Below are 25407 nucleotides of genomic sequence, written 5' to 3'. Positions count from 1 at the left end.
ACAGTGACCCCAGAGAGCGATAACTTCACTGACGCAAACGAAGTGATTTCAGTGGCAGAAGACAGCAGCGCCACCACTGGCAGCGTATTAACCGGCACCAGCTCGGTGGATGGCGACGTGACAGTGCAAAGCTTCAGCATTGCTGGCGTGACCGGCCCCTTGACCTTAGGCCAAGCGGTCACCATTACCGGTGTCGGCAGCTTTACCTTAAGCGCCAACGGTAACTACAGCTTTACCCCGGTCGCCAACTACAACGGCCCAGTGCCGCTGATCACTTATGTGTTAACCGACGGCTCAAGCACTGATACTTCCACCTTGACCATCACAGTGACCCCTGTGAACGATGACTTCACTGACGCAAACGAAGTGATTTCAGTGGCAGAAGACAGCAGCGCCACCACTGGCAGCGTATTAACCGGCACCAGCTCGGTGGATGGCGACGTGACAGTGCAAAGCTTCAGCATTGCTGGCGTGACCGGCCCCTTGACCTTAGGCCAAGCGGTCACCATTACCGGTGTCGGCAGCTTTACCTTAAGCGCCAACGGTAACTACAGCTTTACCCCGGTCGCCAACTACAACGGCCCAGTGCCGCTGATCACTTATGTGTTAACCGACGGCTCAAGCACTGATACTTCCACCTTGACCATCACAGTGACCCCTGTGAACGATGACTTCACTGACGCAAACGAAGTGATTTCAGTGGCAGAAGACAGCAGCGCCACCACTGGCAGCGTATTAACCGGCACCAGCTCGGTGGATGGCGACGTGACAGTGCAAAGCTTCAGCATTGCTGGCGTGACCGGCCCCTTGACCTTAGGCCAAGCGGTCACCATTACCGGTGTCGGCAGCTTTACCTTAAGCGCCAACGGCAGCTACAGCTTTACCCCGGTCGCCAACTACAACGGCCCAGTGCCGCTGATCACTTATGTGTTAACCGACGGCTCAAGCACTGATACTTCCACCTTGACCATCACAGTGACCCCTGTGAACGATGACTTCACTGACGCAAACGAAGTGATTTCAGTGGCAGAAGACAGCAGCGCCACCACTGGCAGCGTATTAACCGGCACCAGCTCGGTGGATGGCGACGTGACAGTGCAAAGCTTCAGCATTGCTGGCGTGACCGGCCCCTTGACCTTAGGCCAAGCGGTCACCATTACCGGTGTCGGCAGCTTTACCTTAAGCGCCAACGGTAACTACAGCTTTACCCCGGTCGCCAACTACAACGGCCCAGTGCCGCTGATCACTTATGTGTTAACCGACGGCTCAAGCACTGATACTTCCACCTTGACCATCACAGTGACCCCTGTGAACGATGACTTCACTGACGCAAACGAAGTGATTTCAGTGGCAGAAGACAGCAGCGCCACCACTGGCAGCGTATTAACCGGCACCAGCTCGGTGGATGGCGACGTGACAGTGCAAAGCTTCAGCATTGCTGGCGTGACCGGCCCCTTGACCTTAGGCCAAGCGGTCACCATTACCGGTGTCGGCAGCTTTACCTTAAGCGCCAACGGTAACTACAGCTTCACCCCGGTCGCCAACTACAACGGCCCAGTGCCGCTGATCACTTATGTGTTAACCGACGGCTCAAGCACTGATACTTCCACCTTGACCATCACAGTGACCCCAGTGAACGATGACTTCACTGACGCAAGCGAAGTGATTTCAGTGGCAGAAGACAGCAGCGCCACCACTGGCAGCGTATTAACCGGCACCAGCTCGGTTGATGGCGACGTGACAGTGCAAAGCTTCAGCATTGCTGGCGTGACCGGCCCCTTGACCTTAGGCCAAGCGGTCACCATTACCGGTGTCGGCAGCTTTACCTTAAGCGCCAACGGTAACTACAGCTTCACCCCGGTCGCCAACTACAACGGCCCAGTGCCGCTGATCACTTATGTGTTAACCGACGGCTCAAGCACTGATACTTCCACCTTGACCATCACAGTGACCCCAGTGAACGATGACTTCACTGACGCAAGCGAAGTGATTTCAGTGGCAGAAGACAGCAGCGCCACCACTGGCAGCGTATTAACCGGCACCAGCTCGGTTGATGGCGACGTGACAGTGCAAAGCTTCAGCATTGCTGGCGTGACCGGCCCCTTGACCTTAGGCCAAGCGGTCACCATTACCGGTGTCGGCAGCTTTACCTTAAGCGCCAACGGCAGCTACAGCTTTACCCCGGTCGCCAACTACAACGGCCCAGTGCCGCTGATCACTTATGTGTTAACCGACGGCTCAAGCACTGATACTTCCACCTTGACCATCACAGTGACCCCTGTGAACGATGACTTCACTGACGCAAACGAAGTGATTTCAGTGGCAGAAGACAGCAGCGCCACCACTGGCAGCGTATTAACCGGCACCAGCTCGGTGGATGGCGACGTGACAGTGCAAAGCTTCAGCATTGCTGGCGTGACCGGCCCCTTGACCTTAGGCCAAGCGGTCACCATTACCGGTGTCGGCAGCTTTACCTTAAGCGCCAACGGTAACTACAGCTTTACCCCGGTCGCCAACTACAACGGCCCAGTGCCGCTGATCACTTATGTGTTAACCGACGGCTCAAGCACTGATACTTCCACCTTGACCATCACAGTGACCCCTGTGAACGATGACTTCACTGACGCAAACGAAGTGATTTCAGTGGCAGAAGACAGCAGCGCCACCACTGGCAGCGTATTAACCGGCACCAGCTCGGTGGATGGCGACGTGACAGTGCAAAGCTTCAGCATTGCTGGCGTGACCGGCCCCTTGACCTTAGGCCAAGCGGTCACCATTACCGGTGTCGGCAGCTTTACCTTAAGCGCCAACGGTAACTACAGCTTTACCCCGGTCGCCAACTACAACGGCCCAGTGCCGCTGATCACTTATGTGTTAACCGACGGCTCAAGCACTGATACTTCCACCTTGACCATCACAGTGACCCCTGTGAACGATGACTTCACTGACGCAAACGAAGTGATTTCAGTGGCAGAAGACAGCAGCGCCACCACTGGCAGCGTATTAACCGGCACCAGCTCGGTTGATGGCGACGTGACAGTGCAAAGCTTCAGCATTGCTGGCGTGACCGGCCCCTTGACCTTAGGCCAAGCGGTCACCATTACCGGTGTCGGCAGCTTTACCTTAAGCGCCAACGGTAACTACAGCTTCACCCCGGTCGCCAACTACAACGGCCCAGTGCCGCTGATCACTTATGTGTTAACCGACGGCTCAAGCACTGATACTTCCACCTTGACCATCACAGTGACCCCTGTGAACGATGACTTCACTGACGCAAACGAAGTGATTTCAGTGGCAGAAGACAGCAGCGCCACCACTGGCAGCGTATTAACCGGCACCAGCTCGGTTGATGGCGACGTGACAGTGCAAAGCTTCAGCATTGCTGGCGTGACCGGCCCCTTGACCTTAGGCCAAGCGGTCACCATTACCGGTGTCGGCAGCTTTACCTTAAGCGCCAACGGCAGCTACAGCTTCACCCCGGTCGCCAACTACAACGGCCCAGTGCCGCTGATCACTTATGTGTTAACCGACGGCTCAAGCACTGATACTTCCACCTTGACCATCACAGTGACCCCTGTGAACGATGACTTCACTGACGCAAACGAAGTGATTTCAGTGGCAGAAGACAGCAGCGCCACCACTGGCAGCGTATTAACCGGCACCAGCTCGGTTGATGGCGACGTGACAGTGCAAAGCTTCAGCATTGCTGGCGTGACCGGCCCCTTGACCTTAGGCCAAGCGGTCACCATTACCGGTGTCGGCAGCTTTACCTTAAGCGCCAACGGTAACTACAGCTTTACCCCGGTCGCCAACTACAACGGCCCAGTGCCGCTGATCACTTATGTGTTAACCGACGGCTCAAGCACTGATACTTCCACCTTGACCATCACAGTGACCCCTGTGAACGATGACTTCACTGACGCAAACGAAGTGATTTCAGTGGCAGAAGACAGCAGCGCCACCACTGGCAGCGTATTAACCGGCACCAGCTCGGTTGATGGCGACGTGACAGTGCAAAGCTTCAGCATTGCTGGCGTGACCGGCCCCTTGACCTTAGGCCAAGCGGTCACCATTACCGGTGTCGGCAGCTTTACCTTAAGCGCCAACGGCAGCTACAGCTTCACCCCGGTCGCCAACTACAACGGCCCAGTACCGCTGATCACTTATGTGTTAACCGACGGCTCAAGCACTGATACTTCAACCTTGACCATCACAGTGACCCCAGTGAACGATGACGTCACTATAAGCACTCCTGATATTCTTTCTGTATATGAAGCAGGGTTAACAAACGGATCAAACAGTACAGCTGTAACTCAAAGTTCTGGCAGCATGACCATCGGGGCAAAAGATGGTTTAGACAGACTGGAAATTCAAGTTGGTGGCACACTTAATACTCTGACCTTAGCGGCTTTAATTGCGGCATCAGCGACTTCACCTCTCATAATTGCTGGAGAGTTTGGGCAGCTTACTATTACCGGATATAACGATGGCGTATTGGAATACACTTACACGTTAACTAATGCTCAAACTCATAGTGGAACAAATTCAGACTCACTAACTGATGAGTTCCAAATCACTGCATTTGATATTGATGGTGATCAAGCTACAGCTACGCTTAATGCAACGGTATATGATGATGCATCTATTGCAACCAATGACACTGCCTCATTAACCGTTATTCAAGACTCTTTCGCTATTATTGGTGGTGTCCAAGCAGAATGGAAAACGGTTACAGGTGGTACTGGCGTTAACCGATTCGATGGCGATGTAGGCCGCGGTGGTGAAGATAATGATTTAGCATTAGATCAAGTTCGTTGGGGTACCACCAATGGTGCTCAATCTGGCTATGGGTTTATGGATAATGATGCAGCACTTAACGGCGAAGTAACATTAAACCAAGATATTGTATTAGGTACATTTACTCACTATAACTATCCAATTAACAGTGGTTCATCTATTACAGCGGCCACTATGGATGTAGTGTTCAATGTGATTGACTCATTTGGTAATGTTACTGGCGTCACCTTGAAGCTAAACTTTAGCCACAACGAGACGCCTAACAATGGACCAGATCCTCGCGATATTGTCACAATTGGTCAAACCAACGTCACCTTCAACTATGAAGGCGACTTATATACCATTCAAGTCATTGGCTTTAGAGATAATAACGGCAATATTGTTACCTCTATTTACACCGATGAAAATGCTTCAACCAGCTACGAATTAGTTATTCGCATGGTAGCAGGTACTGGCTATGACTTACCTTCAGTAGAAGGAAACGTTATGGACAATGATATTAGTGGTGCTGATATCAGTTTAGTCATTGGCGTTGCTGCTGGCGATCAAACTAGCACTGGCGTGACCGGTAATGTCAGCGCAATAATCACTGGCCAGTACGGCACCTTAATCATTAATAATGATGGAAGTTATACCTATGAGCTAACGAGTACCACAGACAACATACCAACTGGAGCCGTAGACTTATTTACCTACACGATTAGAGATGCTGATGGTGATACTTCAAGTGCAACATTGACCATAGATGTAAATCTAGTGAATGCTCAAAACGTACCGGTTGAAGATGCAGCTAAGGTTACGACTACTGGTGCCAGCCTGAATGATGATTTTGTGGTACTTAATGGTGAAAATGGCTTAAATCAGAAACAAGTTAACGTCAATTTTGGTGGCGGACTAACGGGTCAGATTACAGATGCAAATAATAACGCCATATCCGCTTCAGGTGCTAATTTAACGAGTTATAGTAAAGATAGTTCACAAGTTATTAGCAGCGGTTCAGGTAATGACCATATTGAAACAGGTCGCGGCGGCGATATTATTTACGCAGGAGAAACAGGTGCGTTTGGTTATAAATCTGATGATGAGTTAGAACTCGATCTAAACACTATTGCTAATCATCATATTATGACAGGTACTTTATCGGGTGCTGATACCATGATAGACCTTGATGGCTTATTGCTTGCCAATGATGTGGCATCACAAAAAGCTGATGTAGTTAATGGTGGTAGCGGTAACGATCGTATCTATGGACAATCTGGTTCAGATATTCTTTTTGGTCATACTGGCAATGACTTTATCGATGGCGGTACCCATAACGATGGTCTACGTGGTGGTGCAGGTAATGACACTCTCATTGGTGGCTTAGGCGATGACGTATTACGCGGCGATAGCGGCATTGATACTTTCGTATGGCAAAAAGGTGAGTTTGGTAATGATATCATCTCTGACTTTAACCGCCTGGAAGATAAGATTGATCTAAGAGATTTACTCATTAATGAGGAATATAACAATCTTGAAAATCTACTTAACTTTAGCTACAACGCCAAAGGCTCTAGTATTATAGAAATCGATGCTGATGGTGATGGTACTTTCGAGCAAACGATTACCCTTGATGGCGTTGACTTAGCGGGTATTTATGGCAGTTCTGCTGAAGGGGTTATAATTAACGGGCTACTCAAGGATGGTGCGCTAATTGTTGATACAAATCCAACACCAGCACCGAATGGACAAGGTATTGACCCGTTTATTGATAAGCCTGATGGGCAAATGATCCCTTAATTTTAGGCAAACAAATCCCCCCATAGTAATATGGGGGCGATAAAAGATGTTCATAGCATCAATAAGAATAATAAGTTCATAAAAGAATATTAAGGATATCACCACAGTGCCAGCAACTGCTTCCAAGATTCAGGAACAGTGGACCATTTCGGCCTCACAAAGAGTGACAGTCGATCCACTTCTTGATTGCCTTGTCTTATTAACCGAGCATTTCGGCAGCCCATGTTCAAGTGAATCACTTGCGGCAGGACTTCCGTTAACCGGTGCAGTGCTAACCCCTGACTTACTGCCACAGGCGGCTGGACGCGCAGGCCTATCAGCAAAGCTGTCACGAAAAGATCTTAATCAAGTAACACCAATTTTATTACCTTGCATATTATTACTCAAAGATAAAAAAGCCTGTATTTTACGTGAAATCAATATTGAACAAGACAAGGCTGTTATCCAACTTCCTGAAACGGGTGGGGAAGAAACGCTTACCTTAGAGGAGTTAGAAACCCTCTATGTGGGTTACCTGTTTTTAGTAAAACAACATTACCGTGGTGATGCTGCAGTTGATGTTCACATTCATGACAGTAGCGTGCATTGGTTAAAACAAAGCATTGTTGACTCAGCTCCAATTTATCGAGATGCGTTAATTGCGTCGGTACTTGTCAATTTATTTGCCTTAGTGTCACCATTATTTATCATGAATGTTTATGATAAAGTTGTTCCAAATCTTGCTTTTGAGTCACTTTGGGTACTTGCTATTGGTGCGGGCATTGCTTATGTTTTTGACTTCATCATGCGACAACTAAGAAGTTACTTAATTGATATAGCTGGAAAAAAAGTTGACATCATTGTCTCCTCTAAACTTTTTGCTAAAGTCATTGGCATCCCATTATCTCTGCGTTCTCCTAGTGTTGGTGGCATGGCTCGCCAGCTAGGTGAGTTTGAAAGTATTCGAGAGTTTTTAGCCTCTGCAACTATCACCTCACTAGTTGATTTACCTTTTGCAATCCTATTTGTCATTATTATTTATATCGTTGCTGGTGATTTGGCAGTAATCCCTGTTATCGCCAGCTTGTTGATAATTGCTGTCACCTTATATGTACAACCTAAACTTAAAGCCGCAATTGAAGAAAGTAACCGCTTTGCCAGTTTAAAGCATGGCCATTTAGTCGAGAGTTTAACGGCAATCGAATCGATTAAAGCCAATGGCGCTGAAGGTATTGTTCAAAAGAGCTGGCAACAAATGATTGGCCACACTGCCAACTGGGAATTAAAAACTAAAAAACTGGCTAATTATTTAGCCAACTTTGCCAATTTCTCTGTGCAATTTAGCGTAATTTGCGTGGTTATTTTTGGGGTATATCGCTTAGCTGACAACGAACTTTCTATGGGAGGCATAATTGCCGCGGTTATGCTATCCAGCCGAGCTGTCATCCCCATGGCACAATTAGCCTCCTTGATTACTCGGGGCAATTACACCATGAGCTCATTACGTCAACTTAACCAAATAATGGATCAAGAAGACGAATTTGAAAACAAAGGTCAGCTTGTGAGTAAAGAACGTATCAATGGCAGAATAACCGCTGATAATGTGAGTTTTACTTTTCCTGAAGCAGAAAAGCCAATTCTGTACCCTATGTCTATCAACATTGAACCCGGTGAGAAAGTGGCGATTATTGGCCGAAACGGATCGGGTAAAAGTACCTTAGCTAAATTGTTGTTGGGTCTGTATAAGCCAACCAATGGTAGCCTTCGATATGATGGTATCGATGCTGGTCAAATACATCCCAGTGATTTACGCCGTAACTTTGGTTACTTACCCCAAGATGTTACCCTTTTTCATGGCAGCATTAGAGACAATATTCTATTTGGCACTCGCCAAGTGAGCGAACATCAACTGATTAGAGCGGTACAATTATCAGGTGTAAGTCTGTTTACTCACCTAGAGTCTGAAGGCCTTGATCAACAAGTGGGTGAAGGTGGGTTATCATTAAGCAGAGGACAACGTCAAAGTGTGGCTCTAGCCAGAGCAACGCTTAATGACCCTCCAATCTTGCTAATGGATGAGCCAACAGCCAGCTTAGATGCGCGTGCAGAGAAACAATTTGTCAATTCAATGGCACTGGTCAGTAAAAATCGAACTTTACTGCTAATTACCCATAAAATGCATTTACTTAACTTAGTCGATCGCATTGTCATCTTAGATCGTGGCCACATTATTGCTGATGGTCCAAAAAAAGAAGTACTACAGAAACTTAATAATGGCCTGCTTGCTGGAGGTCAAAATACATGAGTAAACACTTAACCACTGCAGACTTAGAAATGGTCGATGATGTTTACGGCGCCATGATGACCGATGCCCCATCGGGTCATCGATTGATTATTTGGTCAATGGCAGCCATGATGCTGTGCTTTTTTATATGGGCGTATTTTTCTGAACTAGATCAAGTGACGACCGGTATGGGTAAAGTTATTCCATCTTCCCAAGTACAGCTTATCCAAAGTTTGGATGGTGGTATTTTACAAGAGGTCTTTGTCCAGGAAGGCATGCTCGTCGAAAAAGATCAGCCATTAGCACGTATCGATGATACTCGCTTCCGCTCTGACTTTGCTCAACAGGAGCAAGAAGTATATGGACTACAAACCAATGTTATTCGTATGCGAGCGGAATTAGACAGTATTGTTATTTCAGATATGTCTGCTGACTGGCGCCAACAGGTTAAAATAACCAAACAGTCTTTAATCTTTCCAGCAGAACTCATTGAACAGGAACCTGCACTGGTTAAACGTCAACAGGAAGAGTATTCAGGTCGTTTAGATAACCTTAGTAACCAACTTGAGATATTAGTCCGCCAAATACAACAGCGTCAGCAAGAAACGGAAGAACTATCGTCTAAAATATCGACTTTAACCACAAGCTATCAACTCATTTCTAGAGAGCTAGAACTCACTAAACCATTAGCACGAAAAGGTATTGTCCCTGAAGTTGAGCTGTTAAAATTAGAACGTGTCGTTAACGATATCCAGGGTGAACTTCAATCTGTACGATTATTACGCCCCAAAGTGAAATCTTCGATGGACGAAGCCATTTTAAAACGCCGCGAAGCCGTATTGATTTATGCGGCAGATTTACGTGCTCAGCTCAATGAGATACAAACCAAGCTATCAAGAATGAACCAAGCACAAATTGGCGCGTTTGATAAAGTCAGTAAAGCGGTTATAACCTCGCCAGTTGCAGGTACGATAAAATCAATTCATATTAATACATTGGGCGGCGTTATTCAGCCAGGGCAAGAAATAATTGAAATTGTGCCATCGGAAGATCGCTTATTAATTGAAACTAAAATCACCCCAAAAGACATCGCATTTTTACATCCAGGCTTACCAGCGATTATTAAAGTCACCGCCTACGATTTTACCCGTTATGGTGGCTTAAAAGGCACCGTTGAGCACATTAGCGCTGACACTTCGCAAGATGAAGAAGGCAACAGTTTTTATACTATAAAAGTAAGAACTGAAGAATCTAATTTAATGAAAGACGATGGCACACAGATGCCAATTATTCCCGGTATGCTCACCTCGGTGGACGTTATTACGGGGAAAAGATCCATACTTGAGTACATATTAAATCCAATTTTAAGAGCAAAAGATACTGCGCTGAGAGAGCGCTAAAGAACCGGGAGGGTTTTTTACAAATGATCAATACAACAAATCGACAACTAAGGTTTAGTGCGCTTGCATTGGCCATGTCGGTATTAATGTCACCTGTAGCGACTAGCCAAACACTAGAACAAGCAGTTGCACATACATTAGATACTAACCCAGAACTGCGTATTGTGTTCAACCGCTTCAAAGCGCGAGAAGAACAGGTTAATCAGGCTAAGTCTGGGTATATGCCAACAGTCGATATCACGGCAGGCTATGGTTGGGAGCAAACCGATAGCCCATCATCACGCCGAAAAGTACAACCTCTAAATGATAATTTAGATGAAGGGGTGATGGAACTTGAGCGTGGAGAAGCTGGTTTCAGTATCAAGCAGATGCTATTTGATGGTTTCTACACCAGTAGTGAAGTTGATCGTTACTCATTTGAAGCCAGTGCAGAGCAATGGGCATTATTTGCTGCCGCTGAAGACATGGCTTTAGATGTAGCTAAAGTGTATTTATACTTTATTCGTGCTGAACAAGTTCTCACTCTTGCACAAAGAAACTTAGAAAGCCATGAAGCAATATATGATCAAATAAAACAGCGAACAGATTCAGGTTTAGGGTCGATTGCTGATTTATCGCAAATCACCGGTCGTTTAGCTCGCGCAAACGCTAATGTGGTTTCGGCTAAAAATAATCTCCATGACGCTAAAGCACAATATATGCGTATTGTGGAAATCGCACCGGAGGATTTAATTTTACCTGTGCCCGATGCCGACATGCTACCTAAAAGCTTAAGTGAAAGCATAAAACTGGCTTCTTCTAGCCACCCTATTTTGAAATCTTCAGAAAATGACATCAACGCAGCTAAACAAGAGCGCAGCTCGGTTAAGTCGAATTATTACCCTAAATTCAATCTTGAATTGAGTGGTAACTGGAACAATGATGTTGATGGCGAAGATGGCTACAGCCAAATTGCCAATCAAAATGTCAATGGATACAGCAATGACTTAGTCGGTATGGTAAGAATGCGTTACAACCTATTTGCTGGCGGTAAAGATATCGCCCGCGATAGAGAATCTGCCTACAAAATCAGTGAAGCGAAGGAAATTCAACAACGCGCAAATCGCCAAGTCGTTGAAGGTGCTTCGCTTGCATGGAACGCCTTTGAAATGTTATCGCCACAAAAAATGTATATTCGTGAACATGTTGTTGCCTCAAAACAAACTCAAGTTGCTTACGAGCAGCAGTTTAACCTAGGTCAACGTACCTTACTCGATTTACTCGACACCGAAAACGAGCTATTTGAAGCGCGTAAAGATTATTTACAAACTGAATATGATGAAATTATTGCTCAATATCGTGTATTAAACTCGACCGGTAGGTTATTAGAATCATTACGAGTAACTCGCCCTGATGTATGGTCTGGTGAACGTAATTACGAAGGAGGAGCAAACTAATGCGTTACTTCATTTTATTATTAATGGTCAGCTTAACCAGTGCTTGTTCTATGAATGATACTATTTCTATGGACCAACCCACTCAACAGCAATTTGATCTAAACGATCAAGATCGTGATGGTGTTATTGCTGCAAGAGAACGCTGCATGGGCACAATCATCGGATCTGAGGTTGATAATTATGGTTGCGGCACAGTTAAAAAGATTAACGAACGCCAAGAACTTGAAATTTTATTTGAAAACAACTCTGATTATATCGATCCACAGTATTACTCACAAATAGAAAAGGTTGCGAGTCTGATGACACTTTATCCTTCAACGGTTGTGACCATTGAAGGACATTGTAGTAATCGTGGCAGCTATGAGCTGAACTTAGCTTTATCACAAAACAGAGCTAAAGCTGTTACCACAATACTCCAAGATACATTTGGTATTGAAGCGTCACGTTTGAACTCTGTAGGCTATAGTTTTGATCGCCTTATCGACACTAGTGGTACTCCAGAAGCTGAAAAAGTGAATCGTCGCGTTATCGCTGAAGTACAAAGTGAAGAGACTATTCCAAATTTAAAATGGCATATTTACACTGTTGATCAACAAACAGAATAGCGATAAGTAAAGTTGTCATAAACATAAGGGCTAGCAGCGTTTGACTCTATCGAGATGCAATAAGTCCATAACAAAAAGAGGCTGTCACGTTTTAATTGTGGCAGCCATTTTGTCTATTTCAACACTTTTTGCGGCGCCTACGCAAACACTAAATGCTGACAAAATTATTTCGACTCTTAGCCAGAATTATGGCCAGCGCGCAGGCTTAAGGGCCAAAGCCTGGTTTAAAGTGGTTGACGAAGCACAAGCTTTACCGGAAAAACAACAACTAGAGAAAGTGAATCAATTTTTCAATTTATTCAGATTTGTTGATGACAAAGTACTTTGGGGTGACTCTAACTATTGGGCCACACCAATGGAGTTTATCGGTGTAAATGGCGGCGATTGTGAAGACTTCTCTATTGCCAAATACTTTACCTTACTCCAATTAGGTGTATCAGAGGATAAACTGCGTATCACCATGGTAAAAGCGACTTCTGTGAATCAATACCACATGGTGCTCGCCTACTATGAAACACCGAGTTCGGTCCCGTTAGTTTTAGATAATTTAGACAAGAAAATTAAACTTGCCACACAGCGACGCGATTTACTCCCTGTGTATAGCTTTAACGGTAAGCAGTTATGGTTAAATAAAGAAAAAGGTCGAGGGGTGTTAGCAGGCTCATCATCACGACTAGAAAAATGGAATGATTTAACACATCGCTTAGGTGTTGACCGTTTACGTCAACCCAAACTTAAAATGGAGTAGTGACCACATGACCCTGTTTCGACAGATTTATGCGTTACTTTTCGTACTATTCTTGCTAACGATAGCAAGCTTAGCTTACGTGCAATTTAACGAGACTCAGAGCTTTCTCGCAAAGCAAATGGAGTCAGACCTTAATAATGCCAGTCACTCATTAGGACTGATGCTTGTACCAGCTTTAGAAGCCGGTGATGATGCTGCAACAGAGACCTTAGTCAATGTCTTGTTTGAAGGTGGATATTACCAACAAATTAAGCTTACCTGGTTAGTAGATGGTAAACAGCAAGTCTGGAATAATGCCATTCGAGTACAAAATGTCCCCCAATGGTTTATTGACCTTGAAATTTTTAAGCCTATTGCTAAAGAAAGTATCATCACATCAGGTTGGTTACAGCTAGCTAAAATTGAAATAACCGCTCACCCAGGGTTTGGTTACCAGGAGATGTGGCGGATTATAACCAATATCATCATAGTATTTTCAATTTTATTCTTAATCGCCATCATCTTTGCTCGAGTTGGTTTAAGCATCATCTTAAAACCATTGAATTCGCTATCAGAGCACGCTAAAAAAATTGCTAATCGTCAATTTGGCCCAGATATGCCAACCCCTAAAACAACAGAGTTAAAGGAATTGGTTCAAGCATTTAATAGCATGTCGAGCCAACTTAAACAGGTGTTTAATTCGCTAGATGAAGAAGTATCAGCTTTACGTAAGAAAAACTTAGTTGATCAAGTTTCCAATCTTCCTAACCGTCAATACATGGTAAGCCGGATTAATGGTTGGCTTAGTGAGCCTAGTTCTGGTGCATTATTTTTAGTTAAAATGGACTGGCTTGAAGATGTGCATAGCCAGTATGGCTATCAAGTAAGAGATGAAACCATCAAGTTACTTGGCAATAAATTACATCACCATTTAGATGACATTAGCCCTTCTGTTATTGCACGAATAGCTGCATATGAATTCGCCTTCTTAATTGAAGAAAGTGAACACGAACAACTCAGTAAATACTTACAGGGCATGATCCGCACAATCAATAAAGAAATATCGAAAGCAGGTTGTAAACCCAATGAGCAATTCAATATTGGTATCGCTGAACGTTTAGGTCAAATGAGTGTATCGGACATACTTGCTCAAGCTGACAATGCGTTACAAAAATCGATTAAAGATAATAAAATCTTTCATTGGTATGAAAATACTCAGCAGCAATTATTCAGCCGTGATGAGTGGCGACAAAAGCTCACCCACGCAATCAATAACAATCAATTTCAATTTCGTTGGCAACCCATATTATTAAATGAAAACAATGAAGTGTGTCAACGTGAACTGTACTGTCAACTCACATTAGATAATGAAGTGTTACATGCAGGTCAGTTTATGCCTTTTGTGGAAATTTTATCATTGGGTACCGTGTTAGATCGCTGCTTAATTGAAACCGTTAATAGCCATCATTTATTTGACCGTAATTTTGAACCTGTGGCCATCAACCTAACTTATCAAAGTATTGGCGATCATGAGTTTCATCTTTGGATTAAGAAATTCCTTAGAAATCATAAAACGCCTGAACGCATTTGTTTTGAGATCCCTGAAGCAAGTGTCTATAGCGATTTAAGCTCATGTGAACACTTGTGCAATATTATTCGTGATTGTGGTGCCCACTTCGGTATTGACCATTTCGGTCGTCAATTCGGCTCCATGGCCTATTTACAAAACCTAAGACCCAGCTATGTAAAACTGGATCAATCTTTTGCTTTTATCGAAGAGAATCAACACAACAGTGAGCTATGTCGCGCGTTGGTTAACGTGGCAAAAGGACTAGATATTCAAGTTATTGTGACGGGAATTCAAGAGAATAAGCAGCTAAGCCGCTTTAACGACTTACGTTTAGATGCACACCAAGGCTACATAGCCCCGCCTGTTGATATCAAACTCACCTAATCATCATTAGGGTATCTATCACCCACAAAAAAACCAGTAGTATGCATGCTACTGGTTTTTTATTGGCTTATTCAACTTTATTAGCTATTTGACTCAAACAACTTAATCGTCGACACCATCATCCATGTCAAAATCATCATCTGAATCATCAGCGTCATCAAAGACATCAATATCGTCACCATCTGCAATCTCATCTGGCTCAGGTGCTGGCTTAGCTTTCTTTGGAGGCGCGGTATCAGGCACCTTAGACAAATCAATGCGAGTTTGCTGTTTAGCCATAAACTCGGCACGGGCGACTTGCCAAGCATCACCAAACTCAGCCAACGCAGCTTTAGTTTGTGCCTCATCAAGATCATGCAAATTTACTTTAACGATATCTTCTACATACTCAATGATGACATTGCGTACTGTATTAAATAAATAGATACGCCCTTTGGATGCTTCAGGTAATTGGCCGTCGTGAATAACAATTGTATTCCCTCTAGCCGTTCTTAACTCACCAACCCATAATTGTTTTTTTACTGTGTTATACATATATGCTAACGCCCTTAAATCAACACATATACCAAAAAGATATGCTCGATGAACTTATTAATAACCTCGGCTCAATATTATTAAGCTTCAATAATGTGGGTATTTAAACAGAATAATACAGAGAATCAATGCCTAATTTAGTTAATTTTCAAATTTTGGTAAAAATATTTAAAAATAATTTACCAATAGCGTAATGACCTTAAAAAACGCACAATATTTATGTATGTATCATGATACGACATTAAAAAATTTCACTTTACACAAGCATAAACCGACACTGTCTTGCTTTAAAATCATCCAATTTATATTTGATAACTGCAGATTAGCTTAAATTTTTCATGCTTCAAGTTTTTATCAGATCTTTCTGAGTTTTAGTCACACAAGTTTAAAATTATTTTGCCTTTATGCATACCTGACTCCATATATTGATGAGCTTGAACCACCTCATTAAACGCAAACACTTTATCAATGGGTGGAGTAAATTGTCCGCTTTCAAGTAACGGCCAAACATACAGCTTAAGCTCTGCGGCAATCTGGGCTTTTGCTACTACACTTTGTGGTCGTAACGTCGAACCAGTCCATATAATACGTTTTGCCATTAACCTGAAAATATCAACCGTTGCTTTAGGCCCTCTTTGCATCGCAATTGATACCATTCGTCCATCCATTGCGAGCACTTTTAAATTTTCATTAATAAAATCGCCACCCGCAATATCGACGACCACATCAACACCTTGATGATGAGTTAGCGACAGAATAGACTCTGCAAAGGATTGGTTATTATAGTTAATCGCATGCGTGGCACCTTGGCTAAGGCAGAACTGGCATTTATCATCGGTGCCTGATGTGGCAAAAACGTTTGCACCAAGCTGGCTGGCAAGCTTAATCGCCGTGCTACCAATGCCGCCTGACCCTCCATGCACTAACACTGTTTCACCCGCTTTTAATCCTGCCCGCATAAACACATTGCCCCAAACCGTAAAAAAGGTCTCAGGCAGCGCCGCTGCTTGAATAAAACTCCAAGCTGCAGGAATGGGTAAACAGTGTGCAGCAAAGGTATTAACTTGTTCTGCATAGCCACCACCGGGGACCAGAGCGCAAACTCTATCCCCAATATCCCACTGGGTAACATCATCCGCTATCGCAATGATAACGCCTGCCACTTCTAAACCAAGAATAGGACTTGCGCCCTCAGGAGCGGGATAGGCTCCCATACGTTGTTTAATATCAGGGCCGTTGACGCCTGCAGCGTGTACTTTTATGCAAACCTGACCTGATTGTAAAGGTGCAAGACTACCGCTACCTAGCCGCATGACATTAGCATCTCCAGGTTGATCAAACACCACCTGCTGTATCATTTTATTCTGAAGCATACTTTTAGTCCTATAATTTAAATAAAAACCACTAACCAAGAGATCGCAACAATATGGTAAAAAAATACCAACACAAACGACAACTTATTTATCTTTGGTTACCTAAAGAAAAAATTGTTTAATTTATAATCGAAAAATATTGATCAAATAATATGAATAGCTAAAATAGCGCCCCCAGAAGCACTAAAGGCACCTATGTTACGAGCCACTATGTCAAAAAAGTCCGTATTAAGCACTATTGTTACTTTGATAATATGTTGTTTTCCAGTTTCCGCAAAGACTATCCATATAGCCTCTGATGTGTGGTGCCCTTACATTTGTGACGACCGACCAGGTTATCTAGTTGAAATAGTACAACGAGCATTTGAAATCCAGGGGGTACAGGTAACTTTTGTACCCATGCCATTTAACCGTGCATTAAAAGAAACTCAGGTTGGCAATATTGACGCAGTTTTAGCCATATCAAAAAGTGTGGCTGTTGAACAAGGTTTACTTACTGGGGAGACTGTTGTCGGTGAGGTAAGTAATGATTTTTTTACTGTTAACAATAATCCCTGGAGATATGAAAAACTGAGCGATCTTTCATCAAAATCTATTGCAGTTATTAAGGGATACGATTACGGCGAAGCATTAGAGTCTTACTTGTCCAATAATCAGCAAATATATTGGGCTGTTGGCGATAAACCACTGTCGATGAATATTATAAGAATGATCAGAGGGAGGCACCAAATTATTATTGGTAATAGATATGTTATTCAATACACTGCTAGACAACTAAAATTGTCTGAAAAAATAAAATATGCTGGTTCCATGCCAGATAAAATCAGTCTATACGTTGGCTTTAATCTTAATAAACTGATCAAAGCACAACAGTTTGATCTAGGTGTAAAGACACTAAAATCTACGGGGGAATACCAAAAAATTCTCGATAAGTATCAGATCCCATCATATTAAAGTAGACCGAATTGACTTATAAAATGCTCACTATTTCTTTGAACATTTTATAAGCCCTTTCTATATCAAAAATAACTATTTAATACACTTACTCAATTGGATCTTACAGGCATCAATCACAGTGTAAGTGGCAACTGAACTGGCTTTGCCTGTGCCCTCTAAAATAAGGCTGTCACCCAAAGGCTGCCACAATTTAAAGTCACTTGCCATAATGGTCACTTGAGGTACCTTCATACTGACTGCCAAATGTGCTGTTGCAGTATCGACACTCAAACAAAAATCACATTTTGCCATTAAGGCTGGCAACTGAAAAAAGTTTTCTAGCGCAGTAAAAACCTGAATTTTTAACGCTGACAACTCTGCATCAGCCTCTACATCCTGCTGTACTGACATCAATTTATTCGGTGGAGTATTGATGATAAATACCACTTGCGGATAAAGCTGAGCTAACGTCAACATAACCGTCTTTAACTGTGCCCAAGGATAATCTTTCTTATCCGCAGTCGATAAATGATTCATAAAACAAATTAGCTTGGTATTATCTTTACCGGTTAAATCATCAATAATTTGCAGAGCTTGCTGGGTGTATTTATCTTCAGGCTGGATCATTAATTGGGTATAGCCAGACACCAAATCAGATGTGGTTAACCCTAAAAGCTGCTTAAAACACTCAGCATATAACTCAGTAATATGCTGGGTCGAGTCAGCAATATCATCGTAACTAATCACCCCATCTAGTTTATTAAAATAAAGCCAATTACTGAAAAAATTCGCCCCACTTGTGGTCGCAACACTGAGCGCTTGTTTAGAAATAGTGCGTGCTAACTTTGCATATTGAGTTGAACGGTTTTTACCCACAAACACAATAACATCGTAATATTGTTGCTGGGCCTTGGTAATGTATTGCTCACGCTCAGCGATATTGGACACAATAGGATATATATCACCAAAATCACCAATGGCATTAATCCACTCGGTTAAAATTTGATTGCGTCCACCAGCCCATTCATGCGGACTACGTCGACAATCGTCAAACCAAATATCAATGGTCAAATGGGGATATTTCGCTTTTAACGCAGATAACCAGACACCTTGGTAGACAAAGTCCCCAATGGCCAAGTGGGTCATATAAAGTACTTTTTTAGCATTAAGTAGCTGCTGATGGCTGATTAATCCGCTCACGTTATCCCTTACTTCAAACTGTCTTTAAACTGGTTAAAATGCTTGTCTAATGATGGTGTCACTAACATACGCTTAAAGGCTCTAGACCAATTCAAACGCAGTTTTGTGAGCTTGCGTTGCGGCATTTTCTCTAAACTCCCCACAGGATTGATATCTGAAAGCCCTGCTAGGTCGACTGATACACAATAAGGAATTAGCCCAAATGGATAAATACCCAATGACCACCAAGATTTAATATGTCCATCCACTGGCTCAACAATATAAGGCATATTTTTTAATAGCGACTTAGCACCTTGCTTACTGATCACTTGCGCGACCGCACTTATCGGAAACTTATGGTAACTGACAAATTGGTGGCCTTGATAATCAAATGAATCTCTAATGTTACTCCCACCACCACGACGTAGCGGATACAACTTAATAAAGTCCCAATTTGCGTGGGGTAAGCTTGCCATTAAATTAACTACGTCAGCGAAGTTGTCTTCTAAACCAATGTCATCTTCAAGCACAAAGGCGAAATCAAGATCATCGTCGATGATTTTCTGCCAAGCGCGTTTATGACTTAGGGAGCAACCAATTTCGCCCTTACCCAAATCTCTATGGTAGCTTTTTTGCGCTAATAAGCGTGGCGAAACGGCTTCAATTTGTTCAGCAGTTAGTGTCGCACCATCCACCCCTTCAATACGTTCAAAAGGAATGTCTTGCTGTTGTAACTGTGCAGAAATAGCCTCTAACCGCTTTGGAGAGCGGTTAAGGTTAATGACAAAGACTTTATATTTAAGCAAAATTGATCACTCCAGATAAATTGCGCTACCGATATTGCCTATCGCGCGACTCGCCACAACCAAAACACTAAATAGTGACAAATTTCTTAGCAAGATAGTTCAACATAAATTTAGGTAGCTTATAACGTTTATGGGCTTTATTGATAAAAAGATCCCAGCCGCTTTGCTTAATTTCCACCAATGTTTCACTGGCAATCAAATGCTGATTCAATTCGCAAAAATCATTCACAAACCGTACTTCACGCTTCAAAGAAGAATTAGTGTATCCACGACCTGCATAATGAATAAAGCTGGCATTACGATAGCCGTCTTGTCCTAGCACATCCATACGATTAAATTCTGCATCAATACTTTGATATTTTAACCCATCTCGCTGGATCAGATAATTGATGTAGGTTTGCTCATAATATTTAATGTGATTACAAACCTGTTGCAAGTCTTCTAAAGTCGCGATGTCGAATAATTTGCTTTGATTCGAGATCAGCATACAGCCTAGATTAAAATACACTGGGCGACCATTGACTTGCGGCCAATCAACTACAGGCTCTTTTATGGCAAATATTTTATCGAGTACAGGTTGGCGCTCTAACAAAGCGCCTTCATTGAACATATAAATGGTTTCTAGGTCATCGTATTGTTCAAAAATATCCTTTGCGTGTGGAGTGATAATAATATCAGCATCGACATATAGGACTCGATCGTATTCTTTTAGCAACTCTTTGATGTATAGCTTTTCGGTCCAAGCTGGACTTGCGGTATGCTGAGGGTTTTGTATGTTGATTGGATAATGAAATTGGTCAGACACAATTAAGTCTGCACCCACTTTTTCAGCATAAAGCTTAAATCCAAGTAACGCTGCGTTGTACATTGGATTGGTATCACCAATCGCCAGCGTAAAAATAGCCTTTTTCATTTAATTTTCCAGATAACATCAAACAATTAAAAACAATTTACTGTCCAATAAAGTGCTGCGTTTTTAACCAATCTAAGTACTCAGGCACAGCCTGCTCTACTGTCTTAAATTGGTGCTGGCAACCTACCGCACGAAGCTGAGTTAAATCAGCTTGAGTGTAACTCTGGTATGCACCTTTTAGCTTATCTGGAAACGGAATGTACTCAATATGACCTTTGCCATGATAGTCAATTACCGCATTTGCAACGTCATTAAAACTTTGTGCTTTACCGGTACCACAATTGAAAATCCCCGATACTTTGGCGTTTTGCCATAACCACAAATTGACTTGAACCACATCTTCAACAAACACAAAATCACGTAATTGCAGACCGTCGCCGTAACCATCAACCCCAGCGAATAAACGGCACACGCCATTGGCTTTTATTTGGTTATTAAAGTGGAATGCTACGCTTGCCATGCCGCCTTTGTGTTGTTCACGCGGGCCATAAACATTGAAATAACGTAATCCAGCAACCTGCGTGGTTAACTTTTGCTGACGGACATATTGATCGAATAAAAATTTCGAATATGCATACACATTAAGTGGCTTCTCCACTTCACGTTGTTCAACAAAACTCTCGCTGCCACCGTATACCGATGCGGATGACGCATAGATAAACTGAACATTGTTAGCCTGGCAAAAATGCAATAAAGTTTTCGAGTATTCGAAGTTATTTTCCATCATAAACTTGCCGTTCCACTCGGTGGTGGATGAACAAGCACCTTGGTGAAAAATAACCTCAACGTCATAATCTAACTGGCCTGATTTTACTTGAGCGAGAAAGGCATCTTTATCTAAATAGTCAGCAATTTCGCAATCAGCTAAATTGAACATTTGAGTGCCATCAGTTAAATCATCTACCGCAATAATATCGGTTCTGCCTAATTGATTTAATGTCTTAACTAAGTTACTGCCAATAAAGCCTGCGGCTCCAGTAATTATGATCATATTTTTGCTTCCACTGAGTTGGATTAATTTTGTTTAAACAAACTATTCAAATTTGGCTTATTTAGCATAATGTCGATTTAAAAATTCACTGATATCTTCAGCCGCTTGATCAACATCAACCAAGGCCATATTTCGGCCTGTACGGCGACCAATAGGTGGCGTAAATGCGAGCCTTTTGGCTGGCTCTGTCAATGTTTGCCATTTCACTTTAGGTTGAGATCGCCGCCCAGCATAAAAGCCTACCGTTGGAATATTATGCAGCCCAGCAATATGCAGCGGTCCTGTGGAGCCCGCAATAAACATGTCTGCAGCGACAATTGAACGAGCAAAATCAGCCAAACTTTTCAGCGGCGTCGCTAATTCAACTTTAATCTTGGTCTTCTTCAGCATAGATTGAATGTTAAGCGCCAGTGCTTTCTCGTCACCGTTATAAGTTAGAACAAATCGACACTCTAAACTTGTAAGCTTATCAATTTTTTTGATAAGTTGGCCAAAATGATCAACCGGCAAGCTGCCAGATGAACCACCAGTACCGGGGTGAATAAATATTAACTTTTCATCATTTTGTTGCTGATAATACTTGCGCCATTGCTCACGTTCAGAATTAACATCCCATAATTGGGTCGGTAACGCCGGGATCGATATTTGGTGATTATTTAGAAATTGTTCCGCCAACATGTAACTACCACGCCAACAGGGCTCACCTTTTTTATACTGAGTGTTAGCGCGGTGGGGGTACAGATATTGAAACCAGCCATGATTAGGCGCAATTTTATATGGAATAGCCGCTTTGGTAACTAAACGATAAATGCGTAAGTCAGAATGCGACACGATAACAGCATCATAATTATTCGCCTTAATTTGCTCGACTAACTGGGTATCATCGCCGCTATCAACCACCACATCGTCAATATAAGGACAAGTCAGCGCAAAACTTTTCATCACAGGCGCCACAAAGACCTCAATACGCGTATTGGGTAGTGCTTTTTTCAAAATATAAAAAGCAGGCCATGTGAGAATAAAATCTCCAATCTTGTCATGACGAATGAACAGAATTTTTTCCATCATTATCTTCTTTCTCAGATTGTCTAAGTCATCTAAACAGAGTTTACAGACCAAACATATAAAAGAGAAAGACCTGCAAGCAGGCCTTAAAGTTCAGTTAACTTGCGTTAAGCATTAACAGCATAAAGCTTAGAACGGTAATGAACACATAAAATATAACTAGGGTGAGTGAGTGATAACTACATACCTTTAAATACAATATATTAGAGGGATTAATGTTTTTTATTAATACACTTACTGCCAGTTTTGTAGATTAAAGCACTATTAATGGTCTTTTCATAGCTTTAATCTACATTTTCATGAAAGAATATCATTTTTCACTGCTTTAAAGTAATCTATGATTTTATCTAAAAAGTCAGACTCAGACGCTGTAATTTCCTTCCATACAATTTTAGACTTAATCAGTTCCAATATCTTTCCTTCTGGTTGATTTAACCAACTTTTGACAGTAGTTTCTATTTGTTTATTGGAGTTACATAGCGAATCCAGTTGAACTTTTACGTTATCCAATAACAACTCGGCATTTAAGAAGTCATCATCAGGCATTTCTAAAGGACTCAATTGCCTGATGGCTTTTAATTTTATCAGACTCTCTACAAGCTCGTCTAACACCTTCAGCTCAGACTTGTTTAGAACCAAGCTCCTATTAAAGCGGTATGCTTTATCAGCAACTTTCCATGCAAAGAAAGCAGCCACTGCGGAAAACAGTGCTGCAATAGCACTTATGCCTGATACAACTTCCATTATACTACTTCCTTCAGACATTTATTCTGCAACCACAAGTACAACACTGTTAGAGATACTCTCGATCAGATCCGTTTTTTCTAAAGTTTTTTGTCCAACAGGTTCAGTGTATTCAACACCGTGATTTATCAGCATAGGAAGTGCATAAGCAATTTTTACAGCGTAATTGACGTTTTGTGCTAATGTTCCAGTAGATTTTATAGCAGCATTTTGGTTTAAAGACGCAGACGCTATACCGATGACAGTTCCCATTTCATTAACCATAGGGCTACCTGAGTTACCAGGTTGAATAGGTGAGCTTATTTGGAAGTATCGTGTATCTCCTTGAATACCTGAATTAGCATTAATAAAACCGAAGGTTGCCTTTTGTTCATTACCTTGTAATCCGATATTAGGATAGCCTAGAACCGCTATTTCTGTGCCTTGTTTAGTCTTCTTCTTCAATTCAATTGAAAGACCTTCGACTGATTTATCTACTTTAAGTAAAGCTATATCGTTACTACTGTCGTGATCAACTAATGAAGCTGGTACAGATTTACCATTTAGAATAATTGAAATGCTTGATGAACCTTCTATTACATGACTATTGGTAAGCAAATACCCATCGTTAGAAATAAAGAAGCCTGTGCCGGTAGCAACGCTTTTTGAATACTCTGGTTTAGGCTTATTGGGTTCAGATTTCACAGTTGCAGAAGTCTGCTTGCTAGCATCGTATTTTTTCTTCATTGCTAGTGCTAATTGTCCAGCGTTACTTGCCATATTACCTGCTGTCCCAGAATCTGATGCTACAGACATTATTTGACTTGTATAACTCTGAGGAAGTTGCACATACTCGACTAAATTACCAAACTCATAATATTGGTGCCACAAACCTTGCTGATTTTTTAATATAACATATGACTCTGGTTTTTCGTTTGCCATATTCACAAACCCCCAAAATGTAGCTATGGAGCTGTTACTTGAGTTAAAAAACTCTCCTGTACCAAAAAATAGTTTATTACCAAAAACTCCAGTATATTTAGCCTCGCCACCATTTCCATATTTTCGGAGAACGACACCTTTAGACAATCCTCGTTTAGAGTCAATCTCAAGAAATGCGTAATTTAAATCTATGCTGCCGTCTGGTTTAGTGGTGCCCTGAACTTCATATGATTTTGTCGATCTGTTTCCCTCTCTCCAATACATCCCGTAATTAACATTGTTATTTCCAGTAATAGCTCGATAATAATGTCTATCAGTTATACCTTCATTATGGTATGCGATCTCATACCAATCCAAGCTTCCTGCGTTCACAGTCATCTTACCTAGACCATGTGTTTTTCCATTTTTACACCCGCCGTCCCAATGTATATCTTCTGGATTGATTTTTGATTGTGGGTATCCCTCAAAATTATACCCTTCCATTAGAAATTGGCACTTTTCTGTTTTATTTCTAGGTTGAATCCAGTATGAACTATAAGTCCCATCAGTAATATCACTGACTTTTGACATATAATTGGAAACTTCAACATCAGAAACTTGTCGATTATTGGGTGTAGATTTACAGCCTGTTAATGCAATGATAATCCCTATAGCTAATAGAAAAATATTTTTCATAAATGTCCCTTTTAACATGTTAAGCATACTTTTATATATATCAATATAATGTAATAACGAAAGTATGTCATTGATCTGGTATAGCTAATTTGAAATTCATACAACTTAATTATAGTGCTCAAAATTCTAGTTAATTTACGCTAAACTAGCAGGGTGAGCGCATAAGTGTTTAATAATTGACCTAACAATAAAAGTACACTCAATTGCACTCATTAATATCTGTTGTCAGCTTAACATTCGTATAGATCATGAGTGTTTATCGAACAGTTTTTGAGTGATAAACGTTCATATGGTAGCCCTGGCTAAACT

At 42.3% G+C, this 25407-nt stretch carries 17 protein-coding genes and 4 pseudogenes; 12 read left to right on the top strand and 9 right to left on the bottom strand.

Annotated elements, in window-relative coordinates; genetic code table 11:
* Positions 1–3: 3 nt before the first annotated feature.
* The 11 genes and pseudogenes from ACRWQL_RS12530 to ACRWQL_RS12480 all read left to right on the top strand — a co-directional run.
* Positions 4–4230: pseudogene (locus ACRWQL_RS12530) on the top strand (beta strand repeat-containing protein); the annotation flags it as partial.
* Between the two features lie 105 nt (positions 4231–4335).
* Positions 4336–4659, top strand: a pseudogene (locus ACRWQL_RS12525) (VCBS domain-containing protein); the annotation flags it as partial.
* A 195-nt stretch (positions 4660–4854) separates the two neighbouring features.
* Positions 4855–5559: pseudogene (locus ACRWQL_RS12520) on the top strand (choice-of-anchor K domain-containing protein); the annotation flags it as partial.
* Positions 5560–5922: 363 nt separating this feature from the next.
* Positions 5923–6084: pseudogene (locus ACRWQL_RS12515) on the top strand (hypothetical protein); the annotation flags it as partial.
* Positions 6064–6576, top strand: coding sequence for a type I secretion C-terminal target domain-containing protein (locus ACRWQL_RS12510; protein ID WP_434953374.1), 513 nt, complete (start codon positions 6064–6066; stop codon positions 6574–6576). The pseudogene ACRWQL_RS12515 and the gene ACRWQL_RS12510, both read left to right, overlap by 21 nt.
* A 106-nt stretch (positions 6577–6682) precedes the next feature.
* Positions 6683–8860, top strand: a complete 2178-nt coding sequence (locus ACRWQL_RS12505) for a type I secretion system permease/ATPase (protein ID WP_434950287.1) — start codon at positions 6683–6685, stop codon at positions 8858–8860.
* Complete coding sequence (locus tag ACRWQL_RS12500; RefSeq protein ID WP_434950284.1) at positions 8857–10239, top strand: HlyD family type I secretion periplasmic adaptor subunit; 1383 nt, start codon at positions 8857–8859, stop codon at positions 10237–10239. The genes ACRWQL_RS12505 and ACRWQL_RS12500 overlap by 4 nt, the downstream gene beginning before the upstream one ends.
* Before the next feature lie 74 nt (positions 10240–10313).
* Positions 10314–11675, top strand: coding sequence for a TolC family outer membrane protein (locus ACRWQL_RS12495; protein WP_434953373.1), 1362 nt, complete (start codon positions 10314–10316; stop codon positions 11673–11675).
* A complete protein-coding gene (locus ACRWQL_RS12490) occupies positions 11675–12280 on the top strand; it encodes an OmpA family protein (RefSeq protein ID WP_434950282.1) in 606 nt (201 codons plus the stop codon). Before ACRWQL_RS12495 ends, ACRWQL_RS12490 begins: the two co-directional genes overlap by 1 nt.
* A gap of 67 nt (positions 12281–12347) precedes the next feature.
* Positions 12348–13028, top strand: coding sequence for a transglutaminase-like cysteine peptidase (locus tag ACRWQL_RS12485; RefSeq protein ID WP_434929151.1), 681 nt, complete (start codon positions 12348–12350; stop codon positions 13026–13028).
* A 7-nt stretch (positions 13029–13035) separates the two neighbouring features.
* Positions 13036–14961 (top strand): bifunctional diguanylate cyclase/phosphodiesterase, encoded by a 1926-nt coding sequence (locus ACRWQL_RS12480; RefSeq protein ID WP_434950279.1) that lies wholly within the window; start codon positions 13036–13038, stop codon positions 14959–14961.
* A 102-nt stretch (positions 14962–15063) separates the two neighbouring features.
* Here the strand turns inward: ACRWQL_RS12480 and ACRWQL_RS12475 are convergent, their stop codons facing one another.
* A complete protein-coding gene (locus ACRWQL_RS12475) occupies positions 15064–15495 on the bottom strand; it encodes a hypothetical protein (RefSeq protein WP_226412971.1) in 432 nt (143 codons plus the stop codon).
* 371 nt (positions 15496–15866) lie between these two features.
* Positions 15867–16868, bottom strand: coding sequence for an NAD(P)H-quinone oxidoreductase (locus ACRWQL_RS12470; protein ID WP_434950277.1), 1002 nt, complete (start codon positions 16866–16868; stop codon positions 15867–15869).
* 210 nt (positions 16869–17078) lie between these two features.
* Here ACRWQL_RS12470 and ACRWQL_RS12465 point away from each other — a divergent pair, with 210 nt between their 5' ends.
* Positions 17079–17822 (top strand): substrate-binding periplasmic protein, encoded by a 744-nt coding sequence (locus ACRWQL_RS12465; RefSeq protein WP_434950275.1) that lies wholly within the window; start codon positions 17079–17081, stop codon positions 17820–17822.
* A gap of 75 nt (positions 17823–17897) precedes the next feature.
* Here the strand turns inward: ACRWQL_RS12465 and ACRWQL_RS12460 are convergent, their stop codons facing one another.
* The 7 genes from ACRWQL_RS12460 to ACRWQL_RS12430 all read right to left on the bottom strand — a co-directional run bounded on the left by ACRWQL_RS12460 (position 17898) and on the right by ACRWQL_RS12430 (position 25098).
* Entirely contained in the window at positions 17898–19004 is a 1107-nt protein-coding gene (locus ACRWQL_RS12460; RefSeq protein WP_434950273.1) for a glycosyltransferase family 9 protein, read from the bottom strand.
* A gap of 8 nt (positions 19005–19012) precedes the next feature.
* Entirely contained in the window at positions 19013–19789 is a 777-nt protein-coding gene (locus ACRWQL_RS12455; RefSeq protein WP_434950270.1) for a glycosyltransferase family 25 protein, read from the bottom strand.
* Between the two features lie 67 nt (positions 19790–19856).
* A complete protein-coding gene (locus ACRWQL_RS12450) occupies positions 19857–20702 on the bottom strand; it encodes a glycosyltransferase (RefSeq protein ID WP_434950268.1) in 846 nt (281 codons plus the stop codon).
* A gap of 37 nt (positions 20703–20739) precedes the next feature.
* Entirely contained in the window at positions 20740–21693 is a 954-nt protein-coding gene (gene rfaD, locus ACRWQL_RS12445) for an ADP-glyceromanno-heptose 6-epimerase (RefSeq protein ID WP_434950265.1), read from the bottom strand.
* A 57-nt stretch (positions 21694–21750) separates the two neighbouring features.
* Positions 21751–22761 (bottom strand): glycosyltransferase family 9 protein, encoded by a 1011-nt coding sequence (locus ACRWQL_RS12440; protein WP_434950260.1) that lies wholly within the window; start codon positions 22759–22761, stop codon positions 21751–21753.
* Positions 22762–23055: 294 nt separating this feature from the next.
* On the bottom strand, positions 23056–23502 hold the full coding sequence (locus ACRWQL_RS12435; RefSeq protein ID WP_434950257.1) for a hypothetical protein: 447 nt from the start codon (positions 23500–23502) through the stop codon (positions 23056–23058).
* Positions 23503–23523: 21 nt separating this feature from the next.
* A complete protein-coding gene (locus ACRWQL_RS12430; protein WP_434950254.1) occupies positions 23524–25098 on the bottom strand; it encodes a S1C family serine protease in 1575 nt (524 codons plus the stop codon).
* Between the last annotated feature and the right edge of the window lie 309 nt (positions 25099–25407).

It is taken from the genome of Shewanella sp. HL-SH4, from assembly GCF_051164845.1.
Taxonomy (GTDB): Bacteria; Pseudomonadota; Gammaproteobacteria; order Enterobacterales; family Shewanellaceae; genus Shewanella; species Shewanella glacialimarina.
Note: the sequence above shows the minus strand (reverse complement) of the source record. Positions and strands in the feature narration are given on the sequence as shown.